This is a genomic window from Streptomyces sp. NPDC026500 (assembly GCF_055567635.1).
Window position 1 is genome coordinate 74273 of sequence record NZ_JBVHQB010000028.1, and the last position, 22194, is coordinate 96466.

Sequence of the window (22194 nt, forward strand, 5' to 3'; positions counted from 1 at the left end):
GGAGTGTGCGGCCATTCGCCCGGGAGAGCTGAGGCGAAAGGAACCCTTCTGGCACTATGCGCACTCATGGGGGAGTGCCGTTCTCTCCTCTTTCCTCGTTGGTTGCGGTCTCACGCGGGAGAAGAGTCAATGTCACCCGAATCGGCTTCCCTGGCTCGGCAGCGAGCCGTTGAGGTGAGTGGCGACGCGGGCCTGGTCGAAGGGCCACTCCATGGTTACCACAACGAGGCATATGTCTTTCCGCTGCCCGGTGGTGCGGAGGAGGTCAAGCAGGTTCGCTGGAAGTGCAGGGAGCCGCGCCCCGGCCTGTTGTGGTTCGACCAGCGCTGCTTCGCTTCCGAGGAGCAGTTGCTCCGCGCTCTGAAGGGGCGGATCGAGGGCATCCCCGACCTCATTCAGACGGATGACGTCGGCCTCCAGCGGTTCATCGAGGGAAAGACGCTGGGAGCCCTGTACGGGGCCGGCAGCGGGATCCCGCCGTCCATCTTCAGGCAAATTGTTTCGCTTTTCGGTCAGTTGGCCCGCGTCAGACCCGATTCCCTCACGGCGGAACGGATGTGCAGATCCGTGGACCGGGCAGCCGAAGGCGACACCTCGGGCTTCTTGGAACGGCTCATCCTGTTCACGGAAGAGCGGGTGTACCAGCGGAATCTGCCCGACTTCCAGGGGCTGTTCGACGACCTCGGGCTGAACGGGGACTCCTTCACAAATCTCCGAAGGCATGTGTCGGGACTGGCCGAGCGCCCCTTCTGTCTGCTGCACGCCGATCTCCACCGCGAGAATTTCGTGGTCGATGCCGAGAAGCGGCTCTGGACGATCGACTGGGAGCTGGCGATGTTCGGCGACCCGCTGTACGACCTGGCCACCCACCTCTACCTGATGCGGTATCCGGCGGATCAGCAGGACCGGATGGTCCGGCACTGGTGTGCGGCCGTCGAGAGCGTCGTCCCCGGCAGTTCGGCCGGCTGGCGGGACGACCTGCCCAAGCTGCTCGCCTACAAACGCGCACAGTCGGTGTTCACGGACGTGATACGTGCGGCACTCCATTTTCGCGAGCACCCGGATGCGGAACAGTTCACGGACGCGGTCCGGAAGATCCGTGAGGTGTTGCGGCCGGCACGGGAGCCCCTGGCCCTCGCGCCGGTGCCAGATGCCAGGCGAGTCGGGACGGCGCTGTGCGAATGGTACGAAGCGCGCGTCAGGTGACCGATCCCCGTGGCGGACCCGGATTTCCTTCACCGTGTGCTCGGAGGCCTGGGCGTCGAGACGCACGACGCCTTGCCGGTCGCGGGCATGCTCACGGAACCGCACCCCCGCATGCGAGGCCGAAGCGGCGTTTGTGCGACGTGTCCTCGATGAGGCCGAGGCAGCCCCGACGGGGGACGCCGGTGCCGAACTCCTGCTGCTGCGGATCGAGTTGTTGTCGGACGTGATTCCGTCGGCCTCTTCCTGACCGCCTGCACGAGAGGCACCATGAGCAGGATGGGTTCAACAGAGGTGCCAACAGGGGGATTTGGTGGCCGGAGGAAGCTCGTCGTCGCTCAGGGGCAGGGTGGTTGTGGGCTGGGCGCGCGCCGAGGGGGTGGTGACCAAGGCGCTGCTCCTGGTCATCTTCATCATCGGATTGATCGCCCAGTTCGTGAAGCCGGTGGGTGACGCACTCGAAGGAAAGGCGTATCTCGGCGGGGCGCTGCTCAGCCTCGTGGGGTACGTGCTCTACGCCGAGGTGCAGCGACTGAATACGGCTCATGAGGTTCAGCGTGAGGGGACGGGCACTCTGCAGGCCGCGGCCCGACACCTCGGAGAGGAGGTGCAGCGCCTGAACGAAGAGGTCCAGCATCTCCGCGAGGGCCGGCTTTCGCAGACGCCGGAACTCGTCACTCCCGACGACTTGAAGGCCGAGTTCGAGAAGGCGCTCGATGCGGGAGGGGACGTCACCTTCTACGTAATGGGATTCACGGGAGAAACCTTTGCGCGGCCTCTTGAACGGGTACTGGAGAACGCCTCGGAAAACCCGCAGCGCACTCTGAAGGTGCGTGTTCTTCTACCGGATTTCACGAAGCCCATAGAAGTGCCGGGTCTCGTGGGAGCGGACGGCCAGGTCAGAGATGCCCCGGCGTTCCGGCAGAGCCTGGTGCAGCAGATCATGGGTTACAAAGCTCGCCTGGAGCGTCAGAAGACCCGGATGCGGTTCAAGGGCCAGGGTGAACTGCAGGTCGAATTCGGTTTCATACACATGTCGCCTCCTCAAAAGCTCTACCTCATCAATAGTGACCAAGCCTTCGTCGGCAGCTACGACAAAATCGAGCTTCGTCACGGCGAGTTCGACTCGGGGAGCTTCACCGGAGAAGCGGGCGAGACCCCCGGCGGACAGATCCTGGACCTGCTGGGCTATGACTCATTGCTGACGCACCATCGTTGGGACGACGGTCAGCTGTCGCGGGACGTCATTGTCCGTAAACAGCGGCTGTTCGCCGACTTGTGGGATCGCGCGCATGAACTCCCATAGAGCGCTCGGGGAGGAATGGGACGCTTGCCTCGGCCGAACGCCTTCACTGGTCCTGCTCGCGCGAGTCTCTCCTGAGCAAGATTTTCATCGGTTGTCGAGGGGGAGGCACTCAGGGGCGGCCTTCGGCCCGGGGCCTGGTTGAGCGCGAGGTGCTGGGGCGGTGCCGCGGGCGCGCCGGGCTCCGGTGCGGGCGGAATTCAGGGCCGGGCGCGGGGTCCGGGGCTGTGCGTAGGCTCGTGACCATGAGTGACACCGGACTGCGTGAACGCAAGAGGCAACGGATGTACCAGGCCGTCTCCGACACCGCCATCGGTCTCTTCCTGGAGAAGGGGTTCGACGCCGTGTCCGTCGCCGAGGTCGCGGCCGCCGCCGAGATCTCCAAGCCGACGCTCTTCCGGTACTTCCCGGCCAAGGAGGACCTCGTCCTGCACCGGTTCGCGGACCACGAGACGGAGGCCGCGCGGGTCGTCGAGGAGGGCCGGGCGGCCGGGCGGTCCGCGATCGACGCGCTCCGCGAGCACTTCCTGGACGGGCTGCACCGCGAGGACCCCGTCACCGGGCTCAACGAACATCCCGGCATCCTCGCCTTCCACGGGCTGCTCTACGGGACGCCGTCGCTGGTGGCGCGGATGTACGGGTACCTGGAGCGGTCCGAGGCCGCGCTCGCCGAGGCCCTCTCCGAGCCGCTGGGCGCCGGGCTCGACGCGCGGCTCGCCGCGGGACAGATCACGGCCGTGCGCCGCATCCTCGCCGAGGAGAACCTGCGGCGGATCGCTGAGGGGGAGCGGGTGAAGGACGTCCGTTCGGACGCCGTGGCGGCGGCCGAGCGGGCCTTCGCGCAGCTCGCGGCCGGGTTCCCCGGGCTCACCTGAATAAGACTGTGACCGGGTAAAGAATGTTACTCGGTTACGTTATTCCGGTACCCTGGGTGGAATGACACCACCCGACCCCGCCCGGCGGCATGCTCCGGACCTGCTGCTCGCCCGCTCCCTCTCCCGCGAACGCGCCTTCCACGACACCTGCCGCACCGCCCTCGCCGCGATGGTCGACGGTGCCGAGGAACAGGTCGTCACCGGTGAGGACGTCTCCGCTTCCGGGGCCGACGCCGAGGTGCTCGGTTACCAGCTGCGCAGCCAGGCGAAGGAACTGCGCGAGCTGCCCCAAGGTCCTTTGTTCTTCGGGCGGTTGGACTTCCAGGGCTCGGGCGCGGAGGCCGCCGACCATGCCGGGCAGAGCTATCACATCGGGCGGCTGCGGATCAGGGAACACCCCGCCGCCCCGCCCCTCGTCGTCGACTGGCGCGCCCCCGTCTCGCGCGCCTTCTACCAGGCGAGCGCCCGTGACCCCCAGGGCGTCGCCGTCCGCCGCCGCTTCGGGTGGGCCCCCGGCAGCCGCGGCGACTCCGCAGACCTCACGGGACTGGAGGACGAACACATCGGGGCGGAGCGGATCGCGGCCGAGCCGATGGGGGCCGGTGATGCCGACGGCGTGGGCGTCGAGGGCGAGGGGGACGGGTGCGAGCGTGCCGGTGGCCGGACTGCCGCGAGCGGCGGGAGCGGGACCGTCGGGGCCAGGACCGTCGGGGCCGGGACGGTCGGGAGCGGGGCCGGTCGCGGCAGTTCGATTCTCGCCGGGGAGATCGAGCGCCCCCGCGTCGGTCCCATGCGGGACATCGCCGCCACCATTCAGCCCGAGCAGGACGATCTCGTACGAGGTGATCTGGCGGCCTCGGTCTGTGTGCAGGGCGCCCCGGGCACCGGCAAGACGGCCGTCGGCCTGCACCGGGCCGCCTACCTCCTCTACACGCATCCGCAGCGCATCCGCCGCGGAGGGCTGCTGATCCTCGGCCCCAACCGCACGTTCCTGTCGTACATCGCGGAGGTCCTGCCCGCCCTCGGGGAGACCGGCGTACGCCAGTCGACGATCGGCGAGGAGATCGCCGTCAACCCGGTGACCGGCGAGGACGGCGAACGGGCCGCGGTCGTCAAGCACGACGCCCGGATGGCCGAGGTGCTGCGCCGCGCGCTGTACGGGAACATCGGCGTACCGGCCGACGCCCTCGCCGTGCCGGACGGCACATACCGCTGGCGTGTCCCCGTCGCCGTACTGCGCGGCATCGTGGACGACGTGCGCGCCGAGGAACCGCCGTACGCCGTCGGGCGGGAGCGGGTGCGGACGCGGGTCGTACGGTATGTGCGGGAACGCGCCGAATGGCGGGCCGGGCCGCAGACGAACGCCTGGGCGCAGCGGATCTCGCGGGCCCGGCCGGTCGCCGAGTACGTCGACGCGGTGTGGCCCCGGGTGCGCCCGGCGGAGCTGCTCACTCGACTCCTCACCGACGCCGAGGCGTTGGAGTGGGCGGCCGACGGGATCCTCGACGCCGACGAGCAGAAGGCGGTCCTGTGGACGAAGCCGCCGCGTTCGTGGAAGTCGGCGCGGTGGTCGGCCGCCGATCGCGTCCTCCTCGACGAGATCGCCGGGCTCATCGAACACCCCGAGGGATACGGCCACTTGGTGATCGACGAGGCGCAGGATCTGTCGCCGATGGAGTGCCGGGCCATCGCGCGGCGGGCCTCCTTCGGATCGTTGACCGTGCTCGGGGATCTCGCGCAGGGCACGACGCCCTGGGCTGCGCGGGAATGGGACGAACTCCTCGTCCATCTCGGCAAACCCGACGCCGCCGTCGTCCCGCTGACGATCGGGTTCCGGGTGCCCGAGGTCATCGTCGAACTCGCCAACCGGGTGCTGGACCGTCTCGGTGTGGGCGTTCCGCCGGCTCGATCCCTGCGCGGGGACGGCGAGTTGAGGATCCGGCCGACCTCCGACCCGCGGGCCGAGACCGTCGCGGCCGTGCGGGAGGCGCTCGCGCACGAGGGGTCCATCGGGGTCATCACCGCCGACGCGGACGTCGCCGGGGTGCGGGAGGCGCTCGGAGTCGCAGGGATCAGCGCGGCGGGTGTCGACGAACTGGGCGCCAGGGTCGCGGTGTTGCCCGCGGGCCTGGCCAAGGGGCTGGAGTACGACCATGTCGTGGCCGTGGAACCGGCCGCGATAGCGGAGGCCGAGGCGCGCGGTCTGCACCGGCTCTACGTGGTGCTGACCCGGGCGGTGTCGCGCCTGGACGTGATCCACGCGCGCCCGCTGCCCTGGTGACGTCTGCTCCGGTGACCCCAGCCGCTGCGTCTCTGCCGAGGCGATCTCTTCTCCGGTGCTCCCGCCCAGGTGAGGCCTGCCTTCGTGGCCCCTGCCTCAGTGGCCCCTGCTCTCGTGATCGCCGCTCTCGTGATTCCGCCGGTTCACCAGGGCAGTGGCCGGCCGTCGCGGAAGAAGCCGCCGGTCGGGCCGTCGTCCGCGAGGGTGGCCGCCCAGACGACGCTCGCGGCGCCCTTCTCCACGGGCCGGCCGCCGGGCCCGCCCATGTCGGTGGCGACCCAGCCCGGACAGACCGCGTTCACCAGAATCCCGTCGGACCGCAGTTCGGCGGCGAACATCCTGGTCAGGGCGTTGAGAGCGACCTTCGACGCCGAGTACGCCGGGGTCCCGCCGCCCATGCCCGCAAGAGACGCGGCCTCGCTGGAGATGTTCACGATCCGCGGGTGCCGGCTCGCGCGCAGCAGCGGGAGCAGCGCCTGGGTCAGCCGCCAGGGCCCGTACAGATTGGTCTCGGCCGCCTCGCGTACGACATCCAGGTCGGCGGTCGTGGCGCGCTGCCAGGTGTCGTACGTGATCGCCGCGTTGTTGATCAGTATGTCGAGGGCGTCGATGTCCCGGGCCGCCGCGGCGATGTCCGCCTCGGAGGTGACGTCGAGGCGGAGCGGGCGGACACCGGGCAGTCCGATGGCCTCGGCCGCGTCGGCGGCGGCCTCCGCGGACCGGGCCGTCAGATACACGGTGTGGCCGTCGGAGGCCAGCCGGCGGACGGTCTCACGGCCGATACCGCGGTTGGCGCCGGTGACGAGCGCGATCACGGGGTCGCTCCGGCAGAGTCCAGGAGTGGGATCAACTGCTCTTCCTCATGCGTCGGGCGGTCTTCGGGTCCGCTCTCGGTCCGCCTCGGAGCGTACGCGGCCGGGTCCGCGTGCCCCTTCCCACGCGTGTGACCCGGCGTGCCGTCCGCATGTCACAAATACTCCGGCCCGGTCCGTCCATGAGGTGAGAACTGGTCGTTGCCTCAGAGCGGCAACCGGCGGGATCGGGCGAATCGGGCGAATCGGGAAGGTGATGGTCATGCGGGTGTTCGTGGCGGGCGGGACCGGGGTTCTGGGGCAGCGGCTGGTGCCGCAGCTCGTGGCCCGTGGTCACCAGGTGACGGCGACGACGACGAGCGCGGCCAAACTGGGCCGGTTGCAGAGGCTCGGCGCCGACGGCGTCGTGATGGACGGGCTGGACGCGGTGTCGGTCGGCGAGGCGGTGGCGGGCGCCCGGCCGGACACGATCGTCCACCAGATGACCGCGATCTCCATGGCCCACGCGGGCAAGCCGGACATCAAGCATCCGGACCGCTGGTTCGCCACCACCAACCGGCTGCGCACCGAGGGGACGGACCATCTGCTGGCCGCGGCGGAGGCGACCGGCGTCCCCCATTTCGTCGCGCAGGGCTACGCCAGTTGGAACGGCATCCGCGAGGGCGGCTGGGTGAAGACGGAGGAGGACTCGCTGGATCTGATGGAGGGGACGGCCGCGCACGGGGGCATGCTGGCGATGCGGCATGTCGAGGAAGTGGCGCTCAAGGCGGGCGGAGCGGTCCTGCGCTACGGCGCGTTCTACGGTCCCGGCGCCACCGACGACCAGGTCGAGTTGGTGCGCAAACGGCAGTTCCCGCTGGTCGGGCGGGCCACCGGACACAGCTCGTGGATCCATCTCGACGACGCGGCGAGCGCCACCGTTCTGGCCGTGGAGCAGAAGGCGACGGGCGTGTTCAACATCGTCGACGACGATCCGGCCCCGGCCTCCGAGTGGCTGCCCCACCTGGCCTCGTGCGCCGGAGCGAAACGGCCGGTCCGGATTCCCGTGTGGCTGGCGCGGCTCCTGGCCGGGGACCAGGCGGTGGTGATGATGACCGAGGGGCGTGGCTTCTCCAACGCCAAGGCCAAGCGGGACCTCGGCTGGCTGCCGCGCCATCCGTCGTGGCGCCAGGGCTTCGCGGAAACGCTGGCCTGACCCGGGCCGCACTCCACCGCGGGTCCGTCGAGGGGGACAGGGTTCCGTGATCGACGTGATCGTGGCCGGCGGTGTCGCCGGCCTGCCGAGGCGGTTCGGCGCTCCCGCGGACTGACCGCGCGGAGGTCGCCCGAAAGGCAAAGCCCTACGTGCGCGACTCGGCCTTGGTCGCTGCGGTGCCCCTCGCCGGGCGCAGATCTCGGAATGCGCGCATCTCCTCGTACTCGTCGAGAAACCCCTCGCCGTAATGGCGTTCGCCGATGGCGACCCACTCGTCATCGGCGTCGTAGGAGGTGTCACTGAGCCACTTGAGCAGTCTCACGAGGGTCGGGCGATGCGCGGGCAGGTCGGCATCGTGGCTGAAGTCGCCTGCCGCGACGGCAGGATGGTTGAGGATGGCCGCGACGTAGAGCGCTACGGGCACGGTGGCTTCGTAGACAGAAAGGTCAGGACTGCGCGGTCCGGAACGCGAGATACCGGCTGAAGGCTTCGTGGCTGTCGGGGGTGAAGCGCCACTCCAGCAGGGCCGACCGCAGCTCCGGCTCGGTCAGCCAGCCATGCCAGGCGACCTCATCAGGATCGGCGGCCACCCTGTCCGGCACCACGGCTTCGTGCACGCCGAGCCAGTGTGGGCTCAAGCCGCTGCGGTTGAGGAACGTGAACAGCAAGCGCGGCAGCACACGAATGCCCAGCTCTTCGGCCAGCTCCCGCGCGGCGGCCTGTTCATAGGACTCACCGACATCCACGGCGCCACCGGCCACGACCTCGTGGAGCCCGGGGAAGCGCGACAGCTGCTCCGACCGCCGGTGGACGAGGATCCGCCCACGCTCATCACGACACACCGTCACGGCGACCCGGTGCAGCCAACCCTCCCGGATGGCCTGCCGGCGGCTGACAACCATCCCCACCACACGATCTTGATCGTCGACACGCTCCACCAGTTCATCCACGACGCACACCCTGGCAGAGCCCACCGACAACGCCGTTTCCCGGCGACCCGCGGAACCGGACCAAGAGCACCTGCGCAAGGAAGCCGGACGAGGATGACGACAGTTGTCCTGCAAATACGACACCTATCGTGCTCGGGCTCATGTCGTACGACACGTGGCGTGGCACACTTTTGCAAGCGGGTGCTTGCAAAAGTTAGCGGTAATGCGGCAAGGTGGAGTTATGGCATCGCTCAACGTCGGCAACCTTGGTGAGTATCTGCGGGAACAGCGGCGCACCGCGCAGCTGTCGCTGCGGCAGCTCGCCGACGCCGCCGGGGTGTCCAATCCGTATCTGAGCCAGATCGAGCGCGGGCTGCGCAAGCCGAGCGCGGAGGTGCTCCAGCAGGTCGCCAAGGCGCTGCGGATCTCCGCCGAGACGCTGTATGTGCGGGCCGGCATTCTCGACGCCGAGCGGGACCGGGACGAGGTGGAGACGCGTGCAGTCATCCTCGCCGATCCCACGCTGAACGAGCGGCAGAAGCAGGTGCTGCTCCAGATCTACGAGTCCTTCCGCAAGGAGAACGGATTCGAGATCGCGCCGGCGGACAAGACCGCTCGCGGCATCGAGGTGCCAGGCGCCGCCGAAGGCCGCGGCACCGACGTACCCGAGGCTCAGGACATACCGGACGCCCAGCCTTCACCGGACACCGCCGTCCGCGGCCCCCGCACGGCCGACGGCAGCGATGCCGATCCGCAGCAGACCGCGAGTTGACCGCGTGCGGATCACCCAAACCCTCAGCTGAAAGCGATTACGGGAGGACCATCGTCATGGCCATCACCGACGACATCCGCAAGGCCGCCACGGACCCGACCCCGCTCTACTTCCTCGCCGGCACCGCCGACCTGGCCGTTCAGCAGGCGAAGAAGGTCCCCGGCATCGTGGAGCAGATCCGCGCCGAAGCTCCGGCGCGCATCGACACCGTGAAGAACATCGACCCCAACGCCGTCCAGGAGAAGGCCACCGCCCGCGCCAAGGAGGCGCAGGAGAGCCTTCAGGCCAAGGTGACGGAGATCCTCAGCACCCTCGACACCGACCTGAAGAAGCTCGGTGAGTCCGCGCAGGACTTCGCCCTGCGTGGTGTCGGCGTCGCCGCCGAGTACGCCGTCAAGGCCCGGGAGACGTACGAGAAGGTCGCCGAGCACGGCGAGCAGACCGTACGGACCTGGCGCGGCGAGGCCGCCGAGGAGATCGAGGACCTCGCCATCGCCGTCGAGCCGAAGGCCGAGCCGGTCGAGGTCAAGGAAGAGGAGAAGCCCGCGGCCGACGCCGAGGACGCTGCCTCCAAGAAGAGCCCGGCGAAGAAGCCCCCGGTGCGCAAGCCGGTGGCCAAGAAGACGACTCCGCCCGCGAAGTAGGCGAGCGGCGGCAGTACAACTCCGCCTTACGCGGACGGGCCGGGCACTCTCTGAGTTCCCGGCCCGTTCTCCGGGTACGGTGGCCGTAGAGACGACTCGAACCGGGCGGTGGGCATTGTGCTGATGACGGCATTCGGCGGTCTGATGTGGCTGATCTTCACAGCCATGCTCGTGCTCGCCGTGGTGGCGCTGGTGATGGCCGCGGTCGCCCGCGAGGACGCCTACCGAGCCGCCGACAAGCAGAACAAGATGTTCTGGCTGATCATCCTCGGCGTCACCGTGGCCGTGAACCTGCTGGTGCCGATGCTTTTCCTGCAGATCGCGGGCCTGATCGCCACGATCGTCTTCTTCGTCGACGTCCGTCCCGCCCTGCGCCAGGTCTCCGGCGGCGGCCGGGGCCACCGCGGCGGAAGCAGTGACGGCCCTTACGGCCCCTACAACGGCGGTCGGTAAGCCACCCCGATCGGCCCGAGACACGCCGACCGGCTGAATGGCGCACCGCCCGAGACACGGCGGCCCGCACCCCGAGCCACGAACCACCCGCGGCCGTCCGCACGCGGGAGGGGCCGTGCCGTACCGGTGCATCCCGAATGTCCGTCGCTTATGTCCGGATCGAGCGGCAGTTCGCACAGGTCTGATCCAGCGGCGACGGACCGGGATGTACCGACCCGTCCAACCGGACCCACCCACCGGGATCCACCAGCTCGCGAGCGGACCCACCCACCGGACCCACCCGCACGCGAGCGGACCCCGGAGGCGGCGGAGTCGGACGCTACGGCGTCCTGTCCAGGAGCAGTACCGCCACGTCGTCCGCCAGCTCCCCGCCGTTGAGTTCGCGCGCCTCGTTCACCGCCGCGCGCAGCAGCTCCTCGCCCTGGAGTCCCTGGGCGAGCTGGCGGCGGACCATCTCCACCATGCCGTCGAGGCCCAGGCGTTCGTTGCCCACGCCGGTGTGGCCCTCGATCAGACCGTCGGTGTAGAGCATCAGGCTCCACGCGGCACCCAGTTCCACCTGCATGCGCGGCCAGCGGGCGTTCGGGAGCAGGCCGAGCGCGGGGCCGTTGTTCTCGTAGGGCAGCAGTCCGGCGGGCCGGCCCGGACGGACGATCAGCGGCGACGGGTGACCGGCGAGGCAGAGCCCGGCGCGGCGCCCGTCCGGCGCGATGTCCACGGTGCACAGCGTCGCGAAGATCTCGTCGTTCTCGCGCTCGTGCTCCAGGACCTGTTGCAGCGTGGACAGGAGTTCGTCGCCGCACAGGCCCGCGAACGTCAGCGCGCGCCAGGCGATGCGCAGTTCCACACCGAGCGCCGCCTCGTCGGGCCCGTGCCCGCAGACGTCGCCGATCATCGCGTGCACCGTGCCGTCGGCCGTGCGCACGGTGTCGTAGAAATCGCCGCCGAGCAGCGCGCGGGAGCGGCCCGGACGATAGCGCGCGGCGAAGCGCAGCGGGGAGCCCTCCAGCAGCGGGGTCGGCAGCAGACCGCGCTCCAGACGGGCGTTCTCCTGGGCGCGCAGTTTGGACTCGGTGAGCCGTCGCTCGGCCTTGTCGGAACGTTTCCTCTCCACCGCGTAGCGGATCGCGCGGCTCAGCAGCCGGCTGTCCAGCTCGTCGCGGAAGAGGTAGTCCTGGGCGCCGACGCGCACCGCCTCGGCGCCGCGCTCGGCGTCACCGGACGCGGTGAGCGCGAGAACGGCGTGCCCGGGCGCGAGCCGCAGTACGTGCTTGAGCGTCGCCAGCTCGTCGGCGCTGTCCGCCGCCCGGCCCGGCGCGGGCAGCGCGAGGTCGAGCAGGATGCAGTGGACGTCGTCGGTGAGCAGCCGCTCGGCCTCGGTGAGGTTGCGGGCGGTACGGATCCGGATCGGCTTGCCTGCCGCGTCGAGCATTTCGGGCACACCGAGCGAACCCGCCGGGTCGTCTTCGATGACCAGGAGAGTCAGGTTGGTGGTGCCGGCGATCGGGGTCGTGGTGCGGGCTTCCGGTGCTGTTCCGGCGGGGCCGCCGGCGATGTCTCCGGATGGGCCGCCGGGTGAGAACACGGCTTGAGCCTGACCACTTTCCACGGCCGGGATCGCTCTCTGCCGCGGTACGGGTACGGGCATCGTCTGGGTTCCTTCCCTCCCCCCGAGGGCGTGGTGGGGCGAAGGACCTCGACCCACCGACGGGGACCATAGCGCCCGCCGGTGCCGCAACGGAATGGCGAACGGCGCGGTGCCCGGCAAAGGGCCACCGTCATATGCCGCATCCCGTAACGCATTTGGACAGGATGCGGTTCCGTGGGGGATGACGAAGGTCACGTCCCCGGGGTTGTGAGGGCGGGGCAACCGTGCGGTACGTCACGTGCGGTGCGTCACGCGCGTCCCGTGACGCGTGACGCCTCCCGTGGTTCGCGGTGTCGGGCACCCTTTGTGACGTATTGCGCGGGGCCTCAGGCGTCCGGTCGTACGACGCCCAGGATCCGCATCGAACCCGCCCCTGTGATCGTCACCGTGCGTCCGGGGCGCGGGGCGTGCACGATCGCGCCGTCCCCTATGTACATCCCGACATGGCTGGCGTCGTCGAAGTAGATGATCAGGTCGCCGGGGCGCATGTCCTTGATGTCGACGTGCTTGAGCTGCTTCCACTGCTCCTGCGAGGTGCGGGGGATGGGGTGACCGGCGGCCGCCCAGGCCTGTGAGGTGAGCCCCGAGCAGTCGAACGTCTTCGGGCCCTCGGCGCCCCATTCGTACGGCTTGCCGATCTGGTCGGTCGCGAACTTCACGGCCTTCCTGCCCTGTTCGGACGCGTCGCTCTTGATGTCCGCGAGGACACCGGAGCTCAGCCAGGTCGACTGCGCCTGGTACGCGGCCTCCTCCTCCAGCTTCGCCAGCCGCTCCTTCTCCTTCTTCTCCAGCCGCGACTCCAGCTTCTCGGCCTCGGAGATCCGCTGCTTGATCTTCTTCTTGGCCTCGGCCCTGGCGTCGCGGTCGGCCTCCAGCTTCCGCCACTGCGCGGAGGCGTCCTTCGCGTACAACTGCAAGTCCTGCTGGGTGCGCGCCATCTCGTCGAGCAGCCCCTTGGTGGCGTGCTCGCCCTGCCGCACCCGTCCCGCGCCGTCGAGGAACTCCTGCGGGTCGTCGCTCAGCCACAGGCGCGCCTCGGGCGGCAGCCCGCCGCCCCGGTACTGCGCACGGGCCGCGGCACCCGCGCGGTCCTTCAGCTCGTCGAGCTTCGCCTGACCCTTGACGATCTCCTGGGCCAGATCGACGATCTCGGCGGACTGCTTCTCGGCCTTCTCCTGGGCGGCGTTGTACGCGTCCGTGGCGACCGCCGCGTCGTGGTACAGCTTGTCGAGCTTCACGCGGACCGCTTCAAGGTCCTTGTTGCTCACGGGAGTCGGGGTCGCCGTGGGGGTTCTGGTCGGCGCCGGTTTCGGTGCCGGGCTCGCGTAGGCCGTCCCTGGTGACGCCAGTACCACGCAGGCACATGCGCAGGCCAGGGCCATGGCCGCCGTGGTCAGGCTCCGCTTGCCGGATCCCATTACTCTGCCCCCAAGCTGATTTACCGTCAGTAACATACGGAACGCCTGGGGGATCGTGCCATGTCGGCGCGCAATGCGACAGAGCCGGGCAAGAACTCCCTTCCCCTCGCATGCGAGGCGGCCAGGAACTCCCTTCCCCCAGGCCTGCTTCGGCATGACGATCTCATCCCCCCGCGTGTGTGACGTGCGACTCACCGAGATCGTTCCCCGCAGGTCACGCGCTGGTTGCCTCCCGGCCGCTCGGGCCGGTCGGTTCGGCGCACCAGGTCCGGTCGGTTCGGCGGACCCGGGCGGTCGGTTCGGCGGACCCGGGTCGTTCGGCTCATGCGCTTCCGGCCGATCGGCTCGTGCTCTTCCGGGTCGATTCGGTCCGTCCCGGCGCCGGCCGCCGTCGTGGCCCGTCGGGCGCGCGCGGAACCCCGTCAGGTGCGGGGCGCCAACGCCTCCCAGCGCACGGTCACTTCGCCTTGGCGCCAGCGGTTGATCCCGTCCGTGACCGGCCAGTCGGCCGTCAGGTCGCGGACCGTGCGTATCCAGCGCTGCCGCGCGCCGTACGCGGCGTACGGCGCGGCGGCAGCCCACGCGCGGTCGAAGTCGCGGAGGAAGGTGTGCACGGGCTCGCCCGGGACATTGCGGTGGATGAGGGCCTTCGGCAGCCGCTCGGCCAGGTCGGACGGGCGGTCGAGCGAGCCGAGCCGGGTGGCGAAGGTGACCGTGCGCGGGCCTTCAGGGCCGAGGGCGACCCAGACGTGCCGGCGGCCGATCTCGTCGCAGGTGCCCTCGACGAGCAGTCCGCCCCGGGAGCCGTGGTCCGCCGGTGCGAGCCGCCCGCAGAGCCGCCGCCAGACCTCGGCGACCTGCTCCTCGTCGTACTGGCGCAGTACGTTCGCCGCCCGGATCAGCTGCGGCCGGCCCGGCACCGGGACCTCGAAGCCGCCGTGCCGGAAGGCGAGGCCCTCGCGTTCGTAAGGGCGGGCGGCGGCGACCCGGGCCGGTTCGATCTCGATGCCGAAGACATGGGTGCGGGGTGCGGCGGGGCGCAGACGGGTCAGCAGCTCGACCGCGGTCCAGGGCGCGGCGCCGTAGCCGAGGTCGACCGCCACCGGCTCCGGCGTCCTGCGGAGTTCGGCGCCGTGCACCGCCGCGATCCAGCGGTCCATGCGGCGCAGGCGATTGGGATTCGTCGTCCCGCGCGTCACCGTACCCACGATGGGGGTGCCCGCGCTCGAGCGAAGCCGAGAGTGGGGGAGGGACGCTGCGCGGGTTGTCATGCGTACGAGAGTAGGCGGCCCCGGCGGGGACCGGGCGCCCCTGTGGACAACCCGCGGCCGACCCCGGCCCGCTGTGGAAAACCCCGGTGGCGGCCTTCGCGGAACCCCGGCGGCCAGGGAAGCAGACGCACATCGAGATCGAACGGTTGAGCGATCGGCGGTAATGATTCGGCAAAGAGGAAATGGAGCGGACACCTCCGGCGTTCCACCTCCTGGAGGGCGTGACACGTCCTCCGACCGGCATGCCCGCAGCGAGGAGGAACGCCACGTGAGCCAGTACGTCAGCAGGCTCGGGCGTCGCTCACCGGCGGCACCCTCACGGCTCAGGCTGCACCGCAGGCCCCGTCGCGTGGCGATGCTCTCCGTGCACACCTCACCCCTGCACCAGCCCGGCACGGGCGACGCGGGCGGGATGAACGTATACATCGTCGAACTCGCCCAGCGGCTCGCCGCGATCAACATCGAGGTCGAGATCTTCACGCGGGCCACCACCGCGGCACTCCCGCCGACCGTCGAGCTGGCTCCCGGCGTCCTCGTCCGGCACGTCGACGCCGGTCCCTACGAAGGCCTCGCCAAGGAAGACCTCCCGGCCCAGCTGTGCGCGTTCACCCACGGCGTCATGCAGGCCTGGGCCGGTCACCGCCCCGGCTACTACGACCTCGTGCACTCGCACTACTGGCTCTCCGGCCATGTGGGCTGGCTGGCCGCCGAGCGCTGGGGCGCGCCCCTGGTGCACGCGATGCACACCATGGCCAAGGTCAAGAACGCGGCGCTGGCCGAGGGCGACACTCCCGAGCCCGCCGCCCGCGTCATCGGCGAGACCCAGATCGTGCGCGCCGCCGACCGCCTCATCGCGAACACCGCGGAGGAGGCCGACGAGCTCGTACGCCACTACGGGGCGGCGGCCGGCAAGGTCGCCGTCGTCCACCCGGGCGTCAACCTCGACCGCTTCCGGCCCGCCGACGGCCGCGCCGCCGCCCGCGCCCGGCTCGGCCTCCCGCAGGACGCCCTGATCCCTCTCTTCGCGGGCCGCATACAGCCGCTGAAGGCCCCCGACGTGCTGCTGCGCGCGGTCGCCGTGCTGCTCGACGAGCGGCCGGAGCTGCGCGCCAGGATCGTCGTCCCCGTGGTGGGCGGTCCGAGCGGCAGCGGGCTCGCCAAGCCCGAAGGGCTCCAGAAGCTGGCCGCGCGGCTGGGCATCGCCGATGTCGTGCGGTTCCGGCCGCCCGTCGGGCAGGACCAGCTCGCGGACTGGTTCCGGGCCGCTTCGGTGCTGGTCATGCCCTCGTACAACGAGTCCTTCGGGCTGGTCGCCATCGAGGCACAGGCGGCCGGTACGCCGGTGCTCGCGGCCGAGGTCGGAGGCCTGCCGGTGGCCGTGCGCCACCAGGAGACCGGGTTCCTCGTCCCCGGCCACCATCCCGCCGACTACGCGCGCGTGCTGCGCGAATTCGCCGACGACGAGACTCTCGTGGACCGCATGGGTGCCGCCGCGGCGCGGCACGCGGAGCACTTCGGCTGGGACACCGCGGCGGCGGCGACGGCGGACGTGTACACGGCTGCGACGCAGGACCACCGACGCCGGGTACGAGCACACCACGCCTGACGGCGGCCCCGCGTCCGACCGGCGCGGTACGCCTGCCGCGGGCACCCCACGTCTGGCGGTGGTCCCGCGTCCGACCCGCGCGGTACGCCTCACGCGCGCACCCCACGTCTGACGGCCTACCAGGCGTCACCCCGGCACGGCCGCCCCACCGCCCGACCCCTGCGCCAGGCGAACGCGGATGCACCACCTCTGACCGGCGCGTCACCCCCGACGCGGGTCAAGTACGCTCGCCTCATGGCTGACGCGGCGTCGATCATCGAGCGGGTCCTCACCGAGGCCGAGCTGGAGTGGGAGAGTCCCGGGGCGGGCTCGTACGTCGTGAAACTGCCCGGCACCCGCAAGCTCTCGACGACGGTCTCGCTGATCGTCGGCAAGCATTCGCTGTCGCTGAACGCCTTCGTGATCCGCCACCCCGACGAGAACCACGAAGCGGTCCACCGCTGGCTCCTGGAGCGCAATCTCAAGCTCTACGGGGTCGCCTACGCTGTCGACTCCCTCGGTGACGTCTACCTGGTCGGCAAACTGCCGCTGACCGCCGTCACCCCGGAGGAGGTGGACCGTCTCCTCGGGTCCGTCCTCGAAGCGGCCGACGGCTCCTTCAACACGCTCCTGGAACTCGGTTTCGCCTCCGCGATCCGCAAGGAGTACGCCTGGCGGGTGTCCCGCGGCGAGTCGACGCGCAATCTGGACGCGTTCACGCATCTGACTCAGCGCCCCGCCAACTGACCCTTGCCATCCAGTAATTAGGCATTGCGCGACCCCTTCCCCGCCCGAGGTCCGCGTGGCATGCTCGCCGCCGACGCAGATCTGAACGTCGTTCACATCCATGAAGAGTCGCATGGAGGCCGCATGAGAGCCACAGGGAAGGGCGGACGGGCATGACCGACAGGAACCGGTACACGGGGATCACCAGGCGGGCCCTGCTCGGCAGCGCCACGGCCGTGGTGGCCGGCGCGGTGACCGGCGCGGCGGCCACGACGGCGGCCGCATCGCCCGCGGCCACGGCGGCACCGACGTCACCCGTGCGGGGGACGGCCGTCGCGGCATCCGGGGACACGTCGGGCACGCTCTCCCGGCCGGGCGAAGTCCCGGCGCTCTGGCACGAGTTCACCCACTCCCCGTTCACCCACCCGCAGATCCCGTACGTCGGCCGATCCGGATCGCGCCTCGGGGCGGCGCGCTTCCCCCGCCGCCCCGTCGTGGCCGACATCCGTGACCACGGCGCCGTCGCCGCCGACGGAACGACGGACTGCGCTCCCGCGATCAACCGTGCCATCGCCGCTGCCGGAAGGGCCGGCGGTGGCACGGTCACCATCCCTCCCGGGACGTTCCGCATCGACGACCTGATCCACATCGGCCACTCGAACGTGGTCCTCCGGGGCGCCGGCAGTGGCCGTACGAAGCTGTACGCGACCAAGAACCTCACCGAGCTCATCGGTGTCTACGGATCCCGTTACGGCGGCGACAAGTCTTCCTGGTCCTGGGCCGGCGGCCTCATCTGGCTCGCCCCCACGGCCCGTTGGGACTCCCTCGTCGCCGCCATCAGGGCCAAGGCGTGGCCCTTCGAGGGCTGGACCGGCAACGCACGCGACGCCTGGCAGACGCTCACGACCGTCGAGCCCGCACGCCAGGGATCCTGGACGGTGACCGTCGCGGACGCCTCGGAGCTGCGCCCCGGCACGCTCGTCCTCCTCCGCCTCGCCGACGACGCCGACCACACTCTCCTGGAGCACATGTCGGGCGGCGGACCCGGACCCGAGGCGTACTTCTGGGACGACAAGACCAAACTGACCTCGTACGTCCCCTACGAGTGGCCCGTCCGCATCGCGCGCGTGCGCGGCCGCCGGGTGACCCTCGAACGCCCCCTCCCGCTCGACGTACGCCCGGAGTGGGACCCGCGGCTGACCACGCACGTCGAGGAGCTGACGGGCTCGGGGGTGGAGGGGCTGACCCTGGAGGCGGTGGAGACACCGCAGTCCCCGCACCTCCTCGACAAGGGCTACAACGGCGTCGTCCTCCAGTGCGCCTACGACTGCTGGGTGGACGACGTCACGGTCCGCCACGTCGACAACGGATTCGGTCTCGTCGCCGCCTCCGCCTGCACCCTGCGCCGTACGACCGTCGCCGGACGCGGCTCGCACCACCCGTACTTCTGCCGCGAGGGCTCGCACGACAACCTGATCGAGGACTTCACGGTCGAGGAACGCACCGTCCCCGCGCCCGCCGGAACCCAGCTGCACGGCATCAACGTCGAGGGCCTGTCCTCGTACAACGTCTGGTCGCGCGGCGACATGCGGATGGGCACCTTCGACTCACACCGCGGACTGCCCTTCGCGAACGTCCGCACCGACATCACCGTCGACAACGACGGCCGGCACGGCGGCGACGCCTCCGCCGGACCCCTGTTCGGCGCGCGCTTCACCCACTGGAACATCCGGGTCACCAACGGCCGGGCGGGCCTGATGAAGATCGACGGCCTCGCCCCGTACAGCGCCACCGTCGGCGTCAACGAGGTCACCGAGTTCGACCAGATCGACGTACCCGACTTCACCGGGGACCTGCATTCCCGGCTGGAGCTGTACGGGACGACGGACGTCGTACGGCCACGCAATCTGTACGAGGCCCAGCGCGACCTCTAGACCCCGCCCACGACTCCCGAGCGGTCCGCCGCCGGCTCACGACCGTGCGTACCGGCCCGGGGTCACCCCCACCAACCGCCGGAAATGGCGGGTGAGATGGGACTGGTCGTAGAAGCCGGTCGCGGCGGCCACCTCCCCCGGTGGCCGTCCGTCGAGCAGCAGGCGGCGGGCGCGGTCCACGCGGCGGGACATCAGGTACTGGTGCGGGGCGATGCCGAACGCGCCGCTGAACGCCCGGACCAGGTGCGCGGGGTGGGCGTGCACGAGCCGCGCGGCCTCGTCGAGGGCGATCCCCTCGACCAGCCGTTCGTCGAGGAGCTCGCGCAGCCGGTGGGCGAGCGGCCGGTCGGCGAGCGGGGGCTCCGCGGCCGACCAGGGGCGCAGCAGGCCGCGCAGCCGGTCCGCGATCAGCGTCAGCCTGCTGTCGGCCTCCAGTTCGTCCCCGGGATGCGCGAGCGCCGTGTGCAACTGTCCGACCCGGCGCCGCAGTACCGGATCCGCCAGATCGGGCCCGTCCACCGCCGGCCCGATGAGGTCGTCGGCCAGGCGCGAGCCGTCGAGGTAGAGGACCCGCTTGCGGAAGCCGTGCTCGGTGGCGGGAGCGCCGTTGTGCGGGATGTGCGGCGGCAGCAGCGACACCGTGTCGTGCGGGGTGCCGTGCTCATGGCGGTCGAGGTCGTAGCGGACGGCGCCGTCGTCGACGATCAGCAGGGTCCAGGCCTCGTGCACGTGCATCGGGTACGCGTACTCGGTGTAGTGCGCGTGGAAGACCTCGACGATGCCCGGGACACTCGGGCGCCACGCGGACATCTCACGCTGGGGGGCCATGCAAAGAACGTACAAGACGACGGTGCACGCCGGTCGGCAGTCTTCTCGCATGAGCAGCGAGAGCGACATGAGCCCCTCGGTCGACGTACCCGTCCGCTTCGACACCAAGATCGCCGTCGTCCTGCGTGACGACCTGGAGCCCTGGCAGCGGCTCAATGTGACCGCCTTCCTCGTCAGCGGCCTGGGGATGGCGGTCTCCGAGGTGATCGGGGAGCCGTACGAGGACGCCGACGGGGTCTCCTACCTCCCGATGTTCCGGCAGCCCGTGCTGGTCTTCGAGGCATCGAAGGAGACGCTGACCGCCGCCCACGGCCGCGCACTGTCCCGGGCGCTGCCGCGAGCGGTGTTCACGTCGGACCTGTTCACCACGGGCAACGACCGTGACAACCGCGCGGCGGTACGGGCCGTGCCGACCGGTGAGCTGGACCTCGTGGGAATCGCGGTGTACGGGCCGCGGAACGCGGTGGACAAGGTGGTGAAGGGAGCGCGGATGCATCCGTGAGCGGTGGCGGGACCAGGACCACCCCGGCCCCGCTCTTGGGAGGCCGGGGTGGACCCAGGTCTTGAGAAGGCCGGGGCGACCTCCGGCCTGGGTGACGTGAGGCCAGGGCGATCTGATGCCTGGGTGACGTGAGGCCGGGGCGACCTCAGGCCGGGGTGACGTGAGGCCAGGGTGATCTGAGGCCAGGGTGACGTGAGGCCGGGGCGACCTCAAGCCGGGGTGACGTGAGGCCAGGGTGATCTGAGGCCGGGGCGACCTCAGGCAGGGGTGGCCTCCGCGTGGGGCGCCGGGGCGGCCGGCTCCATCGGGGCGGGGCCGGCCTCGACCAGTGGGGCCGGGCCCTGGGACGACTCCCGCACCGACTCCTCGGCCGGGAGCCGTCGCATGAGCAGCCCGTACCCGAGCCCCGCCGCCGTGCCGACCACCGCGCACAGGCCCCAGAGCCAGGCCGCGCCGAAGCGGTCGATGACGACGCCGGACATCACCGGGGCGATGAGCGCGGCCAGGGCCCACGACAGGGTGTACATGCCTTGGTAGCGGCCGCGGCCGTGGACGGGGGAGAGGCGGACGACGAGGCCGGTCTGCGTCGGGGCGTTGACGATCTCTGCGAGGGTCCACACGCAGACAGTGAGCGTGAAGACCCCGACCGACCCGGCGAAGACGGTGAGCCCGAACCCGTACCCGGCGAGCAGCGACGAGAGCACGAGCAGCCGCTTGGGGTCCCGGTGCTCGATGAAACGGGTGACCGGGATCTGGAGCGCGACGATCATCACGCCGTTGACGGCGATCGCCGTGCCGTAGTCGGCCGGGGTGAAACCGGCCCTGCCCATGGCGACCGGCAGTCCGACGGAGCCCTGCTGGAAGACGAGGGCGACGAGGAACGACAGCCCGACGACGCTCATGAACCGTCCGTCGCGCAGTACGGTCCCGAGCCCGACCGCGGGTTCCGTCTCCTTGGCGACCTGTACGGGCCTGGACTCCGGGAGCTTCGCGAAGACGACGAGCGCGCAGACGAGGGTCATGCCGGCCTCGATGAGGAAGCCCGCGAGGTAGCTGAACTCGGCGATGAAGCCGGCGCCCATCGAGGAGACGGCGAAACCGAGGTTGATGGCCCAGTAGTTGAGGGAGAAGGCGCGGACGCGGTCCTCGGGCCGGACGATGTCGGCCATCATCGCCTGCACGGCGGGCCGGGAGGCGTTGCTGGCCATGCCGACCAGGAAGGCGACCGAGGCGATGGCCACCGGGTCGTGCATGAAGCCGAGCAGCGCGACCGAGCCGGCCGTCGACACCTGCGCGACGAGCAGCGTGGGTCGCCGGCCGAACCGGTCGGTCATCACTCCGGCGGCGAGCGAGGAGACGACGCCGCCGAGGCCGTGCAGGGACGCGACCAGGCCGGCGTACGAGGCGGAGTAGCCGCGGTCGAGGGTCAGGTACAGCGCCATGAAGGTGGCGACGAAGGCCCCGAGCCGGTTGATGAGTGTGCTGGTCCACAGCCACCAGAACTCACGGGGGAGCCCTGAGACGGTCTCCCGGACGGCACGTCTCAGGACGGCGGCTGGCATGGATCCCCCACGGATGTAAGCGGCTCGGGCGGTGAGCACAACTTACGAGCGGGCTGCCTCGGAGGGCCACTCAATTAACAGATGCCGTCAACTGAAGGACGTCGAAGAGAGGCAGGAGCGGCGAGGTGGGGGTTCCCGTGTCCGACTGATGGCCTAGGTGTATTGCCCTGTGAGGTTGGGGACGCGGCTGGCGGGTGGTTTGCCTGCGAGCGCGGTGTGTCCGCGGTGGTGATTGTAGGTGTGCAGCCAGCCG

Annotated in this window: 20 protein-coding genes; 12 read left to right on the top strand and 8 right to left on the bottom strand. The window is 70.5% G+C overall.

The window, feature by feature from the left end; genetic code table 11:
• Nucleotides 1–174 precede the first annotated feature (174 nt).
• From ACZ4N5_RS36510 to ACZ4N5_RS36525, 4 genes are all read left to right on the top strand, one after another.
• The gene (locus ACZ4N5_RS36510) at nt 175–1206 is read left to right on the top strand and encodes a phosphotransferase (protein WP_467761324.1); all 1032 of its coding nucleotides are present in this window, start codon (nt 175–177) and stop codon (nt 1204–1206) included.
• Nucleotides 1207–1585: 379 nt separating this feature from the next.
• Nucleotides 1586–2509: an ATP/GTP-binding protein gene (locus ACZ4N5_RS36515; protein WP_467761325.1), complete on the top strand. Its 924-nt coding sequence runs from the start codon at nt 1586–1588 to the stop codon at nt 2507–2509.
• 242 nt (nt 2510–2751) lie between these two features.
• Entirely contained in the window at nt 2752–3381 is a 630-nt protein-coding gene (locus ACZ4N5_RS36520) for a TetR/AcrR family transcriptional regulator (RefSeq protein WP_467761326.1), read from the top strand.
• Between the two features lie 61 nt (nt 3382–3442).
• A complete protein-coding gene (locus ACZ4N5_RS36525) occupies nt 3443–5662 on the top strand; it encodes a HelD family protein (protein ID WP_467761327.1) in 2220 nt (739 codons plus the stop codon).
• 143 nt (nt 5663–5805) lie between these two features.
• On the opposite strand, the gene ACZ4N5_RS36530 is transcribed toward ACZ4N5_RS36525, so the two are convergent.
• The gene (locus tag ACZ4N5_RS36530) at nt 5806–6477 is read right to left on the bottom strand and encodes an SDR family NAD(P)-dependent oxidoreductase (RefSeq protein ID WP_467761328.1); all 672 of its coding nucleotides are present in this window, start codon (nt 6475–6477) and stop codon (nt 5806–5808) included.
• Nucleotides 6478–6730: 253 nt separating this feature from the next.
• On the opposite strand from ACZ4N5_RS36530, the gene ACZ4N5_RS36535 reads away from it, so the two are divergent.
• Nucleotides 6731–7669, top strand: a complete 939-nt coding sequence (locus tag ACZ4N5_RS36535) for an NAD-dependent epimerase/dehydratase family protein (protein WP_467761329.1) — start codon at nt 6731–6733, stop codon at nt 7667–7669.
• Between the two features lie 145 nt (nt 7670–7814).
• On the opposite strand, the gene ACZ4N5_RS36540 is transcribed toward ACZ4N5_RS36535, so the two are convergent.
• Together ACZ4N5_RS36540 and ACZ4N5_RS36545 are read right to left on the bottom strand one after the other, a co-directional pair.
• Nucleotides 7815–8093 carry a hypothetical protein gene (locus tag ACZ4N5_RS36540; protein WP_467761330.1) on the bottom strand — a complete coding sequence of 93 codons (279 nt, stop codon included), beginning with the start codon at nt 8091–8093 and terminating at the stop codon, nt 7815–7817.
• Between the two features lie 22 nt (nt 8094–8115).
• Nucleotides 8116–8571 (bottom strand): NUDIX hydrolase, encoded by a 456-nt coding sequence (locus ACZ4N5_RS36545; RefSeq protein WP_467761345.1) that lies wholly within the window; start codon nt 8569–8571, stop codon nt 8116–8118.
• 268 nt (nt 8572–8839) lie between these two features.
• On the opposite strand from ACZ4N5_RS36545, the gene ACZ4N5_RS36550 reads away from it, so the two are divergent.
• The 3 genes from ACZ4N5_RS36550 to ACZ4N5_RS36560 all read left to right on the top strand — a co-directional run bounded on the left by ACZ4N5_RS36550 (nt 8840) and on the right by ACZ4N5_RS36560 (nt 10467).
• The gene (locus tag ACZ4N5_RS36550) at nt 8840–9370 is read left to right on the top strand and encodes a helix-turn-helix domain-containing protein (RefSeq protein WP_467761331.1); all 531 of its coding nucleotides are present in this window, start codon (nt 8840–8842) and stop codon (nt 9368–9370) included.
• Between the two features lie 56 nt (nt 9371–9426).
• Nucleotides 9427–10014, top strand: a complete 588-nt coding sequence (locus ACZ4N5_RS36555; protein WP_467761332.1) for a hypothetical protein — start codon at nt 9427–9429, stop codon at nt 10012–10014.
• Nucleotides 10015–10131: 117 nt separating this feature from the next.
• Nucleotides 10132–10467 carry a DUF2516 family protein gene (locus ACZ4N5_RS36560; protein ID WP_467761333.1) on the top strand — a complete coding sequence of 112 codons (336 nt, stop codon included), beginning with the start codon at nt 10132–10134 and terminating at the stop codon, nt 10465–10467.
• Nucleotides 10468–10786: 319 nt separating this feature from the next.
• Here ACZ4N5_RS36560 and ACZ4N5_RS36565 read toward each other — a convergent pair whose 3' ends face one another.
• The 3 genes from ACZ4N5_RS36565 to ACZ4N5_RS36575 all read right to left on the bottom strand — a co-directional run bounded on the left by ACZ4N5_RS36565 (nt 10787) and on the right by ACZ4N5_RS36575 (nt 14804).
• Nucleotides 10787–12115 (bottom strand): PP2C family protein-serine/threonine phosphatase, encoded by a 1329-nt coding sequence (locus ACZ4N5_RS36565; protein ID WP_467761334.1) that lies wholly within the window; start codon nt 12113–12115, stop codon nt 10787–10789.
• A gap of 326 nt (nt 12116–12441) precedes the next feature.
• Nucleotides 12442–13533 (bottom strand): C40 family peptidase, encoded by a 1092-nt coding sequence (locus ACZ4N5_RS36570; RefSeq protein ID WP_467761335.1) that lies wholly within the window; start codon nt 13531–13533, stop codon nt 12442–12444.
• A 422-nt stretch (nt 13534–13955) separates the two neighbouring features.
• Nucleotides 13956–14804 carry a class I SAM-dependent methyltransferase gene (locus tag ACZ4N5_RS36575; protein ID WP_467761336.1) on the bottom strand — a complete coding sequence of 283 codons (849 nt, stop codon included), beginning with the start codon at nt 14802–14804 and terminating at the stop codon, nt 13956–13958.
• Nucleotides 14805–15072: 268 nt separating this feature from the next.
• On the opposite strand from ACZ4N5_RS36575, the gene mshA reads away from it, so the two are divergent.
• From mshA to ACZ4N5_RS36590, 3 genes are all read left to right on the top strand, one after another.
• Nucleotides 15073–16410 (top strand): D-inositol-3-phosphate glycosyltransferase, encoded by a 1338-nt coding sequence (mshA, locus tag ACZ4N5_RS36580; protein ID WP_467761337.1) that lies wholly within the window; start codon nt 15073–15075, stop codon nt 16408–16410.
• Nucleotides 16411–16644: 234 nt separating this feature from the next.
• Nucleotides 16645–17136, top strand: coding sequence for a type III secretion system chaperone family protein (locus ACZ4N5_RS36585; RefSeq protein ID WP_467761338.1), 492 nt, complete (start codon nt 16645–16647; stop codon nt 17134–17136).
• Nucleotides 17137–17288: 152 nt separating this feature from the next.
• Complete coding sequence (locus ACZ4N5_RS36590) at nt 17289–19049, top strand: glycosyl hydrolase family 28-related protein (protein ID WP_467761339.1); 1761 nt, start codon at nt 17289–17291, stop codon at nt 19047–19049.
• A 36-nt stretch (nt 19050–19085) separates the two neighbouring features.
• Here the strand turns inward: ACZ4N5_RS36590 and ACZ4N5_RS36595 are convergent, their stop codons facing one another.
• On the bottom strand, nt 19086–19877 hold the full coding sequence (locus ACZ4N5_RS36595; RefSeq protein ID WP_467761340.1) for a helix-turn-helix transcriptional regulator: 792 nt from the start codon (nt 19875–19877) through the stop codon (nt 19086–19088).
• A 49-nt stretch (nt 19878–19926) separates the two neighbouring features.
• Here ACZ4N5_RS36595 and ACZ4N5_RS36600 point away from each other — a divergent pair, with 49 nt between their 5' ends.
• Nucleotides 19927–20379: a DUF2000 family protein gene (locus tag ACZ4N5_RS36600; RefSeq protein WP_467761341.1), complete on the top strand. Its 453-nt coding sequence runs from the start codon at nt 19927–19929 to the stop codon at nt 20377–20379.
• Between the two features lie 257 nt (nt 20380–20636).
• Here the strand turns inward: ACZ4N5_RS36600 and ACZ4N5_RS36605 are convergent, their stop codons facing one another.
• Nucleotides 20637–21941 carry an MDR family MFS transporter gene (locus ACZ4N5_RS36605; RefSeq protein ID WP_467761342.1) on the bottom strand — a complete coding sequence of 435 codons (1305 nt, stop codon included), beginning with the start codon at nt 21939–21941 and terminating at the stop codon, nt 20637–20639.
• Nucleotides 21942–22194 lie beyond the last annotated feature (253 nt).